A 14,377-nucleotide genomic window follows, 5' to 3' on the forward strand; every position below is an offset into this window, starting at 1 on the left:
ATTATCATTGTATGCAAGACAATTAAACTATTGTATGCAAATTAAGAGAAAGAAGGGCCTAGTGAATGCCTATTAATTCATTTGACGAGTATCCAATGAGTTGGAAGCCGGATATTAGCAATATTTCTGCTCCGTTATATATAGCCATCGCACATCAGCTAGAACAAGATATTAAGGATGGAAAGCTAGTACCAGGAACAAAATTGCCACCCCAGCGTGAATTAGCTGATTTTTTAGATGTGAATTTGAGTACGATTACAAGAGCCTTTAAGCTTTGTGGCCAAAAAGGATTAATTTATGCCTCAATTGGCAGCGGTACATTCGTTTCAACAGATGCGGCTAGCAATAAAATGCTACTGCCAACCAACCATGCCACACCTATCATTGAAATGGGCTCTGTTTTACCAGATAATTTTGTTAATGATGATATTACACGCTTTATGAAGAAAATGATAAACGAACCTAGTTTTAGCATGCTATTTCAATATGGACGACCTGAGGGCAATGCATGGCAAAACGAAGCCGTGATGAAGCTACTCGAACTAGTAAATTTTCAAACAGATCAGCCTATTCTTCTAGGAGCAGGCGGACAAAATGCCATTGTGGGAACCCTTGCAGCTTTATTTCAGCCAGGCGACCGCATTGGTACAGATCCAATTACCTATGCAGGCATTAAAACAGCTGCAAATATGCTTGGTATCCAGCTTGTGGCTATCCAACAATGTCAGGGGGAAATGACAAAAGAAGGATTACTATATGCTTGTAAAAATGAGCATATCAAAGGAATCTATGTGATCCCTGATTTTCATAACCCAACGACTCATACGATGTCAGTAGAAACAAGAAAAATGATTGCAGACGTGGCAAGACAGAAGGATTTGCTTGTAATCGAGGATGCTATCTATAGTTTTCTCAAGGAGCAACCGCTTGCTCCGATTGCTTCTTATGCACCTGATAAGGTTATTTACATTGCTAGCCTATCTAAAACACTATCACCTGGTTTACGATTATCCTTCCTTGTGACACCGCCTGCGCTACGTAAAAAAATAATGGAGACACTCTATAATATCAACATTTCTGTTTCTCCTATCATGCTGGAGCTTGCAGCACGATTAATCCATGAAGGTGTTGCCCAAACGATATTAGAAAAACACCGAGCATATGCCAAGCAGCAAAATGCGCTTGTCGATCAGTATTTAGGGGATTATCACATATTAGGGGATGAGGAATGTATTTTTAGGTGGCTCCAATTGCCTGATAAATTTACGGGTGTTCAATTTGAATTGTTAGCTTCGAAAGCTGGTGTACAAGTCTATGCAGCGGAACGCTTTGCCGTAGGGAATACAAAGCCTGTCAATGCCGTTCGTTTAGCCATTGCAGCGCCAGAATCTCAACTTGAGCAAGCGTTAATTATTTTAAAGGACCTCCTCGAAAGTAATGGTGATTATGCATTTGTTGATTAGAGGTTATGGGGCGTATAATAAGGCTAAGAAAGAAACGAGGTGATGAGCATGGCACATAAAGGGCGTGTTATTTTGCATGTGGATATGAACAGTTTCTATGCTTCTGTGGAGCAAGCACATGACCCAAGTTTAAAGGGGAAGCCTATCGCAATTGCAGGGAACCCAAAGGAACGGCGTGGCATTTTAGTAACTTGTTCATATGAAGCAAGAGCGCTAGGCATTTATACAACTATGACTGTTCATGAAGCGAAGCGTAAATGTCCTGAGCTATTGTTATTACCTCCAGATTTTCAAAAGTATCGTCATGCATCTAAAGAAATGTTCACCATTCTTCGAAGCTATACACCATTAGTAGAGCCTGTTTCGATTGATGAGGGCTACTTGGATGTGACTGAGCTAAGCAAGGAACGGCATGCCTTAAGTATTGCCCAGGAAATACAAGTGCGCATTTTAGCTGAGCTGGATTTACCTTGTTCCATCGGTATTGCACCGAATAAATTTTTAGCGAAAACAGCCTCTGATATGAAGAAACCAATGGGGATTACCGTACTACGAATACGGGATATTGAACAGCAATTATGGCATCGTGAGGTTGTCAACATGCATGGGATTGGAGCAAGTACTGCTAAAAAATTAAATGCACAAGGCATCTTTACAATAGGTGATTTAGCTAAGACAGAAGAATTTAAAATGAAGCAAATTTTAGGGAAGAATGGGGTACGGCTTCGAGCAAGGGCCAATGGGGTGGATCAGCGCATGGTCGATCCTGAGGCAATCTTTGATACGAAAAGCGTTGGGAATTCAACAACATTACCAGAAGATGTAACAGATGTTCGTACACTTCATAAAACAATCGAAGGTCTATGTAAAAAAGTGGTGGAGCGTCTTGATGCCAAGCGCTTAGCAGGTTCAACTGTGAGCATTCAAATACGGGATGCTGATTGGCATAATCATACACGTTCGAAAACAATGTCCAATGTCCTGTATCGTTATGAAGAAATTTACGACATTGCTTGTACTTTATTTGATAAGCATTGGGATGAATCTCCTGTAAGATTACTTGGTGTAACGGTTTCCAATGTGGTGGATCGTAAAGATTATTCACAGCAATTATCGATATTTGATTTTCAGGAGCATGCGAAAGATGAACCGATTCTCAAGCTTGTCGATGAAATTGAGGGACGGTTTGGCAAGGGGATTATAAAACGTGGTGTAGATTTAGGGAAACGTTCCTCCTATCAATCACAAACAAGCTTTAGTAAAGATTTTTTAGATGACCATGAATGAGAAAGAATGAAAGTAGGTGTATCTATGCAATACAAGGAGTATGGGGATGCTAACAATCCTTTCATGATGTTTATTCATGGAGGGGGCGTTGGAGGGTGGATGTGGGATCAGCAAGTTCGCCATTTTTCCCATTATCACTGTGTTATACCTGAGCTAATGACACACAATCCATTTTCCATTGAACAAAGTGCGAAAGAGCTTCTTCTGCTTATTGAGAAAAAAGCCAATGGGAAGCCTGTTATAGTAATTGGTTTCTCTTTAGGAGCGCAAATCGCTATTCAAATGCTAAGTCTACAGCCTAGTTTAATCGATTTTACGATCATCAATAGTGCGCTCGTGATACCCTCTCCTACTGTAGAAAGGATGCTTCAACCGTTTATTCGGCTGTCATTTCCGCTTATAAAAAATAAAACATTTGCGAAACTTCAAGCAAAAGCCCTGTACATTCAAGAAGACTATTTTGAGCGTTACTATCAAGAGAGTGCCACGATGAAAGTAGATACATTGATTCAAATTTTGCGAGAAAATATGTCATTTTCCATCCCAGCTGACTTTAACAAAGCTCAAGGAAAGATCCTAATAACTGTGGGAGAAAAAGAGAAAAGCAACATGAGAAAATCCGCTAAAGCACTTGTGCAAAGTCATCCAAATAGCAAGGGTGTGTTATTGAAGAACATCGGTCACGGCGTCTCATTAGCCCAGCCTGCATTTTTTAATCGCTTTGTAGAGAATTGGATTAAGGATGGTCAATTACCTGAAGGGACAGTTATTCGGTAGGGGAACCCCATTACGAATCGTCATCCATAATGGAGTTGATGTATGGATCATTGAAAATAGTGAGGATATAAGTGTTTATGCTGTAATATCCATTCCTTCATCTCTATCATCATTTCTTCGTAGCTAGGGACAATAAATGAAAAGTCATTTCTTGTATTTATTAATGTTTTATTGATTTGAACAACGTGATGAGGAAGAATTTTTATACTGTTGTTCAGGAAGTGCTTATTAAATAGATGCAGTAGATCGTGTTTAGAAATATTTGTCGTATTGACGAGATGATAGAGTCCTGTTAAATCTTGTTGTGCAGCACGTTCAATGGCTTTAGCCAAAGTAAGTGTTGTCACTCCCGTCCAAATAGCACCCGAATAGCCATAGACGGGACTTTTTTGTTGCATAAACCAATTGAAGAGTCCGATGCCATCCTTTTTCAAATCAGGACCAATTATGGAATTACGAAATGTTATGTGCTTGTCGTTATTCACTTCCCCTATACCTTTTGTGCGGTCATAAAAGGTTTCCCCGTCTAGTACACTATTTTCATAGTAGGGAGCACTTTTGCCTGAAAATACGCAGTCGGTACTTAGATGAATAAGCTTTGTGTGACGATTTTCAAGGAGAGATACAATGGCATGCGGTAAATAGCTATTCAGTAAAACACTTTGGGCAGGATGAGCCTCACAAGCATTGTTTAAAACACCAATACAATTAATGACGACATCTACCTCATTGTCTAGTAGTAGCGACCTTAAAAAATGGGAGTCTGTCACATCACCTGTTCTATTATTGCCATAGGGAAAAGGGGTTCGAGAGTATGTTGTTACATCATGCCCTTGTTCACATAAATAGATGGCAATGGTATGACCAGCCATGCCTGTAGCACCGAGCACTAAAAATTTCATGGTTTTCCTCCTGTCCAATGAAGGAGCTCTTCTTGTATAAGAGGCAATGTTAATAGCTTTACTTTAATGTCAGCCACACTTAATTGTTGGGTATTGTTGGAGTTATATTCATCCGTTAATGTAATTTTTGGAGAGCCCTCATCGAGGTATTTTCCATAATTTAAATCCCGATTATCCGCGGGGATTCGATAGAAATGGCCCATATCAATAGCTTTTGCTGCTTCCTCCTTCGTACATAATACTTCATACATTTTTTCTCCGTGCCGTGTTCCGATAATTTGCATGGCGTTGTTTGCTTGAAAGATCTCAAGTAAAGCCTGTGCTAAATTTGCTATTGTGGCAGCAGGTGATTTTTGCACCATAATATCCCCGTTTTGAGCATGTGAGAATGCGTACAATACCAATTCTACCGCTTCCTCAAGGCTCATCATAAAACGTGTCATATGAGGGTCCGTAATCGTTAAAGGTTTCCCAGCCTTTATCTGTTCAATGAATAATGGGATAACCGAGCCTCGCGAAGCCATGACATTACCGTATCGAGTGCCACAAATTAGGGTATGGTGAGGGTCAACCATTCGTGACTTTGCAATAAACGTTTTTTCCATCATTGCCTTGGATATACCCATCGCATTGACAGGGTACGCGGCCTTATCTGTTGACAGGCAAATGATTTTCTTGACGCCAGCTTGAATGGCGGCTGTTAGTACGTGATCTGTTCCTAAAATATTGGTTTTCACAGCTTCTAAGGGAAAAAATTCGCAGGAGGGAACTTGCTTGAGAGCGGCGGCATGAAATACATAGTCAACATTATACATCGCATTGTGAATGCTTTGAATATCGCGGACATCCCCGATATAAAATTTAATTTTTGTATGCTGATAGTGTTTTCGCATATCATCTTGCTTTTTTTCATCCCTTGAAAAAATCCGAATTTCCTTGATATCCGTATTTAAGAATCGCTTTAATACGGCGTTCCCGAAAGAGCCCGTGCCTCCAGTAATCAATAATATTTTATCTGTAAACATTGTATAGTTCGTTACACCTCCTGCATGCTATTATTTCAATCCTCTTTGATGTAGGTCACATTCTGAGTTCTCCCTAGGGTAGTTGTACCAATAAGCAAATTCGTTAGTATATTTACTTGTCGGATTTTTATCCATCAGGGCGCAATTAAAATCCCAATCTCCTGCAATATCTTTGCGTATCGTAAATTTCGCATCTCCAATTAAACTTCTCCTGATAATCTTAAATTGCCCAGGCAAGGAATAACGGTTGGATTCATCTTTAATAAAAGCAAAGCCATTTTTAATAATCATGTTGTAGTAGTAAATATCAAATGTGCCATCCACTTGTGCTAGTACATTGCGAATAGCAGGTAAATAGTGGTCATCACTATCGATGATGGCTATATAATCTCCTGTTGCTTCTGCAATGCAGCGATTGTAGGCAACACTCGCACCTAAATTCGTTGGGTGAACGATGATTTTTAAAGCTGCACAGTTTTTCTGATAATCCTGTAAAATGGCTAGCGTATTGTCTGTAGAGCCATCATCTACCACAATAATTTCATAGGCATATTCTTTAGGAATACTATCAAGCATCGTTACGATCCATTCTTCGCTATTAAATGCAGGTGATAAAAAACTAATCTTCATCTGATCCCTCCATTCTATGTTCATTAGTAGAGTTGTTCCATGTGACTGAGTAGATCCTTTAATACAATATGCGTAGACGTAGTGCTACTGTAGGCAATTGCTTATTTTAGGATGTTTTTAAGAGAGTGTTTTTAGATAGAATTTTTATGTTTACTAGAGATATGGCATAAGAAAGATGAAAATTTACTAACATAAGCACATTTAGCAAGAGAGGTCATAAACTAGCGAGAGCGCTTTTTTTAGAAAGAGGGATACGATGACAAAAAGAATAGCATTTATTTGTAGCGTGGAATCTTACAAACTTTCGGATGCCCATATTTTCAAAGATTTGTGTCTAGTGCCTATTTTATTGGGGGAACATTTAGGCTATGAGGTCACTATTGTCACGACAGAAATGAATGAAGCTCTACTTCAACAAGTCTTTCCCACTGTAAAATTTGAGTCTGTACCATTTGAAGATGATTATGTGGTGAATATGAATGCTTATTTAGCCCAGCATGCAAGGGACATCGACATTGCCTTTGCTATTGGACCCTATCCATCCTATTTAGCTATTTTGAAAACCTATAAGCATTTTAATCCAAATGGCAAAATTTATATGAAATTAGATGTCAATCGATTTTGGCTAAATCGATTAAAAACCTATCCCTATTTTTTAGAGTTGTTGCAGCTTTGTGATCTCCTTACCTCTGAATGCATATCTATTCAAACAGCAATCAAAGACTTTTCACAATTGGATGTTAAACATATACCCAATGGTTTTTATGAACATTTTCCCACAGAGCCAGTGCCGTTTCACGAGAAAGAAAATAGAATTCTAACAGTTGGGCGATTGGATGCACCAGAGAAGCAAACAATTTTGACAGTCAAGGCATTTTTAGCAGCACAACTGCCAGATTGGGAGCTTCGTTTAGTAGGGCCGATGTCAGTCTCATTTCAAGAAGAGCTGAGACTATTACTAGATAGTCATCCGCTTGCCGCTCAAGTAACGATGGTAGGACCTATTTTTGATAAGGTTCAGCTAGAAGAGGAGTATCGTAAGGCTAAAATTTTTTGCTTAACGTCTTTAGTCGAATGCTATGCCCATGTCTTTGCGGAGGCAGCTAAAAATGGTTGCTATATCGTGACAACAGATGTGGATGGTGCTGCTGATATTACACAACAACAGCGTTTTGGTACAATCCATCCTACACATGATTGGGAGGCGATAGGTCAGACATTGCAACAAGTTGCAGCACAGGAATCATTATTGGCAGATACTTGTGTCCAGCTTCAAGCATTTGCCCGCAAGGAATTAAATTGGAGGCAGATCGTCAAGAAGGTTGCCAATTATTTAGGTGAATAAAAGTGAATCTTTTCTGGATTGAGAGGAGTATTCTTTTCTTTATACCAGTATTTCCTATATAATAAAAACTAGTTTTATAAAGCTAGACAATCATGGGTAGACACAAGGGGAGACTAGAATGGAAATACTACAAGCAACAATGGATGAACTAGAGGACTTAGCAAAACTGTTTGATGAATATCGTCAATTTTATGGAATTGAGTCAGATATAAGCAGTGCCAAGGCATTTTTACAATTACGATTGGCCTTGAAAGAATCCGTCATTTTTATCGCGCTGATGGATGACAAGATAATTGGATTTACACAATTATATCCAACATTTTCGTCCATTGCTTTACAGCAAGCCTATATTTTAAATGATATTTATGTAACAGAAGATGCTAGAGGCCTAGGGGTGGGCAAGGCATTGATGGAAAAGGTATTTCATTATTGTGAGCAACAGTATGCTCGCTATGTCACGTTACAAACGGCGGCTGATAATGTAAATGCACGTAAGCTTTATGAAAAGCTACAAATGAAGCAAGATGAATATTGTAATTATGTTAAATATTTTATGTAAGCCGAAGTGGTGAATCTCATCGTTGGATGAAAATGCTTCTTTCAGATCATAAATATCCCCTAGATCGTTTTGATCTAGGGGATATTTTTAATTCTAACTATTTTATTTCAAGCGTATAGGGTTGTGTGCTAGCTTTGCCATCAAACTCACTTACTTCAATATAGTATTTGCCTGCATCAAGCTCCACCGTACCAACCTCGGCATCACCAACACCGTAAAGATCGAATTTTTTGACGGTTTTTCCGTTTGCATCTAACACTCGAATAACACCATCCAACGCTTTTTCTGTTTGGAGTGAGAAGAAGACTTCGCGTTTCTGATCGTTATTCCATTCAAAATAGTCTTTATCACCAAATGGTATACCTGCATTTAAATATTGCGTTGCAACCCATTTCTCATCCTTTTTCACAAGAACAGATGGCTTGCTAGGTACTCCATTTACTAATTTTGAATCCGCATCTTCATCCACATGCTTATGATCAAACAATGTTAATGTATAAGGCTGAATCGATACTTGGCCAAGCCCCATGCTGTTGACTAGAATAAAATAGCCTCGATCCTTCTTCGCCTTAAACGATGTATTTACATCGTTTGTACCCATCATTCCAAGTAACATTTCAAGAATATTATCACCTAAGCCAAATGGAATTTCTGTCTCCATTTCTTTGGCATCAATCTTCATATTGCCGTTCGTATCTTCGATAATAGCTCCTGCAAATTTCAAGTCTTTTTGCAGTTCTTTAGGTAGCTGAGCCAATTGTTCATTAGTAAAAGGAACTGAAGAAAGAAGCAGACTCATGACCTCATCATTGCCTTGTTGCTTATAGTAGTAATAATCTACATCATCTTGATAAATCAGGTGGTCTCTATAAGTAGTACCTGGTTGAATTTTTAGCGCTTTTGCTTCCTCATGATTGTTTGGATTGTACTCTGCTGGAATATCGCCTATTTTCTTTGTTTTCAATGTATAAGGCTCAGCAGATCGTTCTCCAGCATTGACAACGGCTACCACGTATGTTTTGTCCTTTTTCAATGGTATGACCTTTGCATCGTCTTCGTTACCAGCTGAACCAAGTAGTAGTGCCAGTATACCAAGGTCATTAGTTAAGGAAGAAACGGGAATTAATTCTTTTGTTTCTTCATCATATTCAAACACTGTACCTGTCGGCATTTGGTTCATGCCTTTCAAAAAGCTGAAGCTATAAAGGGCGTCTTCCTTCGCTTTAAATAAGAAATAATCCTCATCATAATCTGTTTGGAAATAAGCTTTTTGATCGTCACCTATTTCAAAGCGGATTGCTTGCTTAATGATAGGGTCAACATTTTCTAGGTTGCCTGAAGCCGTAGGATTCAATAACATACTCATCAGGCTGTCAATTTCATTACGTTTTTTTATGTTGTTTTCTATAAGCGGTAATTGGCTCTCTGGAACATTTTCTTCGATCATGGCTTCATCTACAGGTAGACCATCCTCATCAGGTGGGAGGGAAACTACTTCACCTTTTAATGTGTAAGGGATCATCGATTCACTGATCGTTTCTTCTTTTTCGATGCCGCCACTAAAGAACATCTCCATAGAAAACTCGCTATTACTTTCATTAGATACACTTAAAACGTACTCTTGATCTGGAACAGCGTCGATAATCATACGAACCGGTTCACCTTTTGCTGTACCATAAGCGGTCTGCATTGGATAGGCTTCTTCTTCACCTTCATCATTTTCAGCTTGATCGATTTCTTCTGGTGGCACAGGATTAAAGTCATCTTTTAGATAAAGCTCCATAGAGGCAGTGACACCTGGAATTCCCGATAGATCAAATTGTAACGTCGTCGGTTTTTTGACAGAGAACGTGAAGTAATCTTGATCTTGTTGTTGATCTTTTGACAGTAATGTATAGTTTTTACCTGCTGTACTATATGGGAACTTTTTAATAGGCTCCATCGTAGACTTGTCTATTGTATCAATTGGCAAGTCCTTCGTCGTTTGTGCTGTAAAAATGTAAGTAGATTTGCCTTTTAAACTATAGCTTCCATTATGATCTTTGACACCAATAACAAGCGTTCCCTTTTGATCTGCTTTAAATAGATAACCTTCTTTTTTTCCTACGCGAACATCATTGACATGGATAGGCTCTACATCTCCAATCCCGCTATTTGGGTAGAAATATAAATCAAAGGCATAGTCGTATTTGTCAGCGCCTTTTAATGTTAATTGAGCATATTCATTTTCTTCTAAATCGACTTTATACCATTTCTTTTCGTCTTGCTGTTCAAAAGCACCATGTTCTGTATTTAGCTTATTTTTAGCAAGGATCTTGGCGTTCTTAATACGATCTTCCTTTGTCTCTGAATAATGCTTAGGCAATTTATTTAAATCAAATTGTAATGCTTTTACAGGATCAACTAATCCGTGACCATAAGTAAGATCATAGCCTTTCTCGCCCAAATCTTGTGCGGTCATTTCTAAAATCGCTTCTATTTGATGCGGTTTTAAAGATGGGTCTTTGGATTTAAGAAGAGAGGCGATACCTGCCACGACAGGAGAGGCCATGGATGTTCCACTAAACTTGACAAAAGATGATCCTTTCTTCGCATCATGAACGGTACTATAAATGTCTTCACCTGGTGCAACAATATCCACAGACGGGCCGTTATTGGAGTAGCTTGATAGTTTGTTGCGTTCGTTTGTTGAACCAACACTAATGACACCTTCGAAAGAAGCGGGGAAGGAATATTCATCTGTCGATTCATTTCCTGCGGCCGCCACAATTGTAATCCCACTATCAATCGCCTTCTGAACGGCTTCCTTCATCAGGGGAGATTCACCATAGCCTCCTAGACTCATATTAATGACGTCAACGCCCTGCTCAATTGCATAAAGTATACCCTGTGCAATGATGAAATCATTAGCACCTTCTTTGCCGTTAAATACATCAATTGGCAGTAACTTTGCATTCGGATTAATCCCATGCCCACCTACGCCATTATCTTTTGCTGCGGCGATAATACCTGCCACATGTGTTCCGTGATCGCCTGAATAGGTAGTATTAGCAGGTGCTGCTGCATTATAGGGTGGGAGTACTTGTGACTTTAGATCGGGGTGTTTAAAATCTACACCAGAATCAATGACAGCAACTGTGACATCATGGTTGCCTGCTAATTCTAGTGCCTTATCCATTTGCAGTAAGTTTAAATGATACATCTCTTGTTTTTTAGGATCAGCTTCTTTATTAAAAGAATGATAGATGTAACTAGGAGATACACTTGATATTCCGTTTTGCTTTAAATAGTAAGAGACGGCTTTTTCGATCGATACGCCTTTATTTAGTTGTACAACATCATACCCTAATGAAGGAATGGAGCGGATGACCTTGGAGCCAATTTTTTTATGTACGTTTTTATCAAGACCTGAATGCTTGATAACAATTGTATCCTTACTCATCCATTTTTCTTCATTCTTCTCTGTTTGTTTCGCACTGTTTGCCAGCATGTTTTTCGCTTTATGCTGAGGTGCCTCAGCAAAGGCAGAGGCAGCAGGAACCATGAGTGCAGCAGATGCTACAACAGCGACTGATTTTTTATACCAACTTTTCAATTGTTATCTCTCCTTGGTGTTATAAATTAAATCTCGACTATATTAATACGGACAAAGATTAGAAAAGTTTCGTAATGGAGGAAAATTTTTCTTTGCTATTTTAATTTTTGGTAGGTATAACGAAAAAACCTAGCATTATTAAAAGCTTTAGATCTGTTCTATTAATTGTTGTAGCTCCTGCTTGGAACGAGGGATGTTGATATTTTCCTGCAATAGCTTCTTTTTTTGCAAAGCTATGACCATTTCAAAAATCCATGGACGTTCAAGATGCGCGCGATGTAACAATTCGTCTTCATAAAACAAGGTGATTGGATCACCGTTATAAATAATTTTTCCAGCCTCCATAACAATGATTAGATCTGCCCATTCATAGGCGAGAGGTATGTCATGGGTTGCTAGTAAAATGGTTCTCTCACCATCATCTAATTTGGCTAAGTATTGTAATACTTGTGTAGCATAATAATTATCAAGACCTGCTGTTGGTTCATCTAACAAAAGGACAGAGGGCTCCATCGCTAAAACACCTGCCATTGCTACACGTTTTTTCTGACCTACGCTTAAAAAATGAATGGGTTTATCAAGCAAATCTTCCACTTCGGTTTGCGCAACGGCCCATGCTATTTTTTCTTCCGTTTTTTCAGTAGACCAGCCGAGATTCAATGGGCCAAATGCTATATCTTGCTTGACGGTCCCTGAAAAAAGCTGATGATCTGCATTCTGAAAAACAATGCCGACTTTTTGGCGTAGGGCCTTTAAAGCTTTTCGACTATATTCCAGATCGTTGCCTTCGAATACAATCGTTCCAGCTGTAGGTTTTAAAATACCGTTAAGATGCTGAAATAAAGTCGATTTTCCTGCGCCATTATGCCCGAGTATGGCGATTTTTTTACCTTTTGGAATGTCTAATGTAATATCTGACAACGCCTTCGTACCATCCGCATAGGCATAAGATAATTGGTTGAGTTTAAAATAAAATGCTGTCATGTAAAATACCCTCCATATACGATGAGGACTAGTAAAATAGCTGCCATGCCTAGCCAATTTTTCTTGCTATAAGAGCCCATCTCTTGCCAGTAGACAGCCTCGCCTCCACGTGATTGCATGGCATTGTTGAGCTCTCGGCTACGCTGAAACATTTCCACAAATAATGCCACAATAAGCATGGAGACAGAGCGTAGCCATTGCATCGGTGAATGATAGCCAAGACGTGCTTGCTGGGCGAGATGTATATTTTGCATGCTTTCTAAAAACATAAAAATAAAACGATAGATTAGTTCGACGAGCTCCACTAATAAAGAGGGAAGTCGCCATTGTCGTAGCACATAACATATTCCTTGTACGGAAGTGGTTAGAATTAAAAAGTATAAACAACTAATGCTACCAAGGACAATAAAGAACAGCTGTTGCGCTGCTAAAACACTTGCATTCCCAATAAAGACAGTCCAATTCCTAAATGTAAACGACCAAATATGGGCAGGGAGTGTATTCGTTGATGATGTAAAGGAAAGTAAAATAGATACGAGACTTGTTAATAAGAAAAAGCTAGGTAGCAATAATAATTTGCCGTAGTATGCAAGCGGAATTTTTGCACCTAAAATGATAAAAGCACTCATTACAAAAAATGTAATGAGTGAAAGTCGTTCATCTCTCATGATGAGCGTTATGAGAAGTAGTCCAAGTGAAAATATCATTTTTTCTAGCGGATGAACGGACGCTAGCTTATTCAGATAGGCATACTTATCAATGAGTAACATAATGGTTAACCTTCTTTGTGTTTGCCACGCATATAGCCGATGAAGTAGCCAATAAAGCCAGCTCCTATAGCTGCCTGTAGCACGAATAATAAGCTTTCGATTTCACCACTTGGTGGCTCCCATAGACTTTCAAACCATGGTTCATATTCCGCATTAATTTCACCAATAGCTGCTTCTGCTTCTCCATCAGCACCACCAAATTCAGCACCTTTTTGTATGAATAAGGGAATGATGGCTAACAACACAACAATTGCTAATAACAATAAATTTTTCTTCATTTGTTAATGTGCCTCCTTTGTTGAGAAAACACGTAACGTTTTTAATTCGCTAACATTGTATTTTTTCAAGAAATTCATCACAATGACCGTTAAAATTCCTTCACTCACTGCTAAAGGAATTTGAGTTAAGGCAAAAATACCTGCAAACTTTGTAAAGGATGCCATAAAGCCTCCAACCTCTGAAGGAAAGGCTAGTGCTAGTTGTACAGAAGTCACAATGTATGTACCTAAATCACCAAGCATAGCTGCAAAGAATATGGCTAGTGAAAATGACAACCCTACTTTTTGAGCCCCTTTAAAGACAAAGTAAGCAATAAAAGGACCAACAATAGCCATAGAAAAGGCATTAGCCCCTAAAGTTGTAATTCCTCCATGAGCTAATAATAAAGATTGAAATAATAAAACGATTGTTCCAATTACACTCATTGCTAGAGGGCCAAAGAGTACTGTCCCAAGTCCTACACCAGTTGGGTGAGAGCAACTACCTGTAACTGAAGGGATTTTTAGGGCGGATAGCACAAAGGCAAAGGCCCCTGAAAGCCCCAAAAGCATTTTTGTTTCAGGATTTTCATCAATGGTTTTTCGAATAGAACGCAATCCTAGAATGATAAATGGGATAGAGATCACCCACCAAAAAATAGCCCATTCGATTGGTAAAAAACCTTCCATGATATGCATGGCAAAGGCACGTTTTGGCACGATTAAAAAGGCTAGTAAAAAATAACTAAGTTTCCACCATGATAATTTCAAAAAGCTTTCCTC

General features: G+C 38.9%; 13 protein-coding genes. 5 read left to right on the forward strand and 8 right to left on the reverse strand.

From position 1 onward, the window contains the following. Positions 1-65: 65 nt before the first annotated feature. From ACMGGO_RS08225 to ACMGGO_RS08235, 3 genes are read left to right on the forward strand one after another with little or no spacing between them, the layout of a single operon-like run. Positions 66-1,463, forward strand: a complete 1,398-nt coding sequence (locus tag ACMGGO_RS08225; protein ID WP_004231269.1) for a PLP-dependent aminotransferase family protein — start codon at positions 66-68, stop codon at positions 1,461-1,463. Between the two features lie 48 nt (positions 1,464-1,511). Beyond that, positions 1,512-2,750, forward strand: coding sequence for a DNA polymerase IV (locus ACMGGO_RS08230; protein ID WP_115673363.1), 1,239 nt, complete (start codon positions 1,512-1,514; stop codon positions 2,748-2,750). A 24-nt stretch (positions 2,751-2,774) separates the two neighbouring features. Next, positions 2,775-3,527 carry an alpha/beta fold hydrolase gene (locus ACMGGO_RS08235; protein WP_004231273.1) on the forward strand — a complete coding sequence of 251 codons (753 nt, stop codon included), beginning with the start codon at positions 2,775-2,777 and terminating at the stop codon, positions 3,525-3,527. 47 nt (positions 3,528-3,574) lie between these two features. Here the strand turns inward: ACMGGO_RS08235 and ACMGGO_RS08240 are convergent, their stop codons facing one another. The 3 genes from ACMGGO_RS08240 to ACMGGO_RS08250 are packed head-to-tail and all read right to left on the reverse strand — an operon-like array spanning position 3,575 to position 6,084. Beyond that, complete coding sequence (locus tag ACMGGO_RS08240; protein WP_054549191.1) at positions 3,575-4,429, reverse strand: SDR family oxidoreductase; 855 nt, start codon at positions 4,427-4,429, stop codon at positions 3,575-3,577. Further along, positions 4,426-5,454: a polysaccharide biosynthesis protein gene (locus ACMGGO_RS08245; protein ID WP_054549192.1), complete on the reverse strand. Its 1,029-nt coding sequence runs from the start codon at positions 5,452-5,454 to the stop codon at positions 4,426-4,428. Before ACMGGO_RS08245 ends, ACMGGO_RS08240 begins: the two co-directional genes overlap by 4 nt. A 30-nt stretch (positions 5,455-5,484) precedes the next feature. After that, entirely contained in the window at positions 5,485-6,084 is a 600-nt protein-coding gene (locus ACMGGO_RS08250; protein WP_016993848.1) for a glycosyltransferase family 2 protein, read from the reverse strand. A gap of 256 nt (positions 6,085-6,340) precedes the next feature. On the opposite strand from ACMGGO_RS08250, the gene ACMGGO_RS08255 reads away from it, so the two are divergent. Both ACMGGO_RS08255 and ACMGGO_RS08260 read left to right on the forward strand, forming a co-directional pair. Further along, the gene (locus ACMGGO_RS08255) at positions 6,341-7,429 is read left to right on the forward strand and encodes a glycosyltransferase (protein WP_054549193.1); all 1,089 of its coding nucleotides are present in this window, start codon (positions 6,341-6,343) and stop codon (positions 7,427-7,429) included. A gap of 118 nt (positions 7,430-7,547) precedes the next feature. Continuing rightward, the gene (locus tag ACMGGO_RS08260; protein ID WP_374805915.1) at positions 7,548-7,988 is read left to right on the forward strand and encodes a GNAT family N-acetyltransferase; all 441 of its coding nucleotides are present in this window, start codon (positions 7,548-7,550) and stop codon (positions 7,986-7,988) included. Between the two features lie 97 nt (positions 7,989-8,085). On the opposite strand, the gene ACMGGO_RS08265 is transcribed toward ACMGGO_RS08260, so the two are convergent. From ACMGGO_RS08265 to ACMGGO_RS08285, 5 genes are all read right to left on the reverse strand, one after another. After that, entirely contained in the window at positions 8,086-11,583 is a 3,498-nt protein-coding gene (locus tag ACMGGO_RS08265) for a S8 family peptidase (protein ID WP_374805916.1), read from the reverse strand. Between the two features lie 147 nt (positions 11,584-11,730). Further along, positions 11,731-12,567 (reverse strand): energy-coupling factor ABC transporter ATP-binding protein, encoded by an 837-nt coding sequence (locus ACMGGO_RS08270; protein ID WP_054549196.1) that lies wholly within the window; start codon positions 12,565-12,567, stop codon positions 11,731-11,733. After that, positions 12,564-13,337: a cobalt ECF transporter T component CbiQ gene (gene cbiQ, locus ACMGGO_RS08275; protein WP_054549197.1), complete on the reverse strand. Its 774-nt coding sequence runs from the start codon at positions 13,335-13,337 to the stop codon at positions 12,564-12,566. The genes ACMGGO_RS08270 and cbiQ overlap by 4 nt, the downstream gene beginning before the upstream one ends. A 5-nt stretch (positions 13,338-13,342) precedes the next feature. After that, positions 13,343-13,615 carry an energy-coupling factor ABC transporter substrate-binding protein gene (locus ACMGGO_RS08280; protein WP_009370241.1) on the reverse strand — a complete coding sequence of 91 codons (273 nt, stop codon included), beginning with the start codon at positions 13,613-13,615 and terminating at the stop codon, positions 13,343-13,345. 3 nt (positions 13,616-13,618) lie between these two features. After that, positions 13,619-14,365 carry an energy-coupling factor ABC transporter permease gene (locus tag ACMGGO_RS08285; protein WP_048392343.1) on the reverse strand — a complete coding sequence of 249 codons (747 nt, stop codon included), beginning with the start codon at positions 14,363-14,365 and terminating at the stop codon, positions 13,619-13,621. Positions 14,366-14,377: the final 12 nt, after the last annotated feature.

Origin of the sequence: Lysinibacillus sp. BNK-21 (assembly GCF_048684915.1) — a bacterium.
GTDB lineage: Bacteria > Bacillota > Bacilli > Bacillales_A > Planococcaceae > Lysinibacillus > Lysinibacillus capsici.

Coding starts and splice junctions, on each gene's coding strand:
- ACMGGO_RS08225 (WP_004231269.1), top strand. CDS start 66: ATGCCTATTAATTCATTTGACGAGTATCCAATGAGTTGGAAGCCGGAT.
- ACMGGO_RS08240 (WP_054549191.1), bottom strand. CDS start 4,429: ATGAAATTTTTAGTGCTCGGTGCTACAGGCATGGCTGGTCATACCATT.
- ACMGGO_RS08255 (WP_054549193.1), top strand. CDS start 6,341: ATGACAAAAAGAATAGCATTTATTTGTAGCGTGGAATCTTACAAACTT.
- ACMGGO_RS08260 (WP_374805915.1), top strand. CDS start 7,548: ATGGAAATACTACAAGCAACAATGGATGAACTAGAGGACTTAGCAAAA.
- ACMGGO_RS08250 (WP_016993848.1), bottom strand. CDS start 6,084: ATGAAGATTAGTTTTTTATCACCTGCATTTAATAGCGAAGAATGGATC.
- ACMGGO_RS08230 (WP_115673363.1), top strand. CDS start 1,512: ATGGCACATAAAGGGCGTGTTATTTTGCATGTGGATATGAACAGTTTC.
- ACMGGO_RS08245 (WP_054549192.1), bottom strand. CDS start 5,454: ATGTTTACAGATAAAATATTATTGATTACTGGAGGCACGGGCTCTTTC.
- ACMGGO_RS08270 (WP_054549196.1), bottom strand. CDS start 12,567: ATGACAGCATTTTATTTTAAACTCAACCAATTATCTTATGCCTATGCG.
- ACMGGO_RS08235 (WP_004231273.1), top strand. CDS start 2,775: ATGCAATACAAGGAGTATGGGGATGCTAACAATCCTTTCATGATGTTT.
- cbiQ (WP_054549197.1), bottom strand. CDS start 13,337: ATGTTACTCATTGATAAGTATGCCTATCTGAATAAGCTAGCGTCCGTT.
- ACMGGO_RS08280 (WP_009370241.1), bottom strand. CDS start 13,615: ATGAAGAAAAATTTATTGTTATTAGCAATTGTTGTGTTGTTAGCCATC.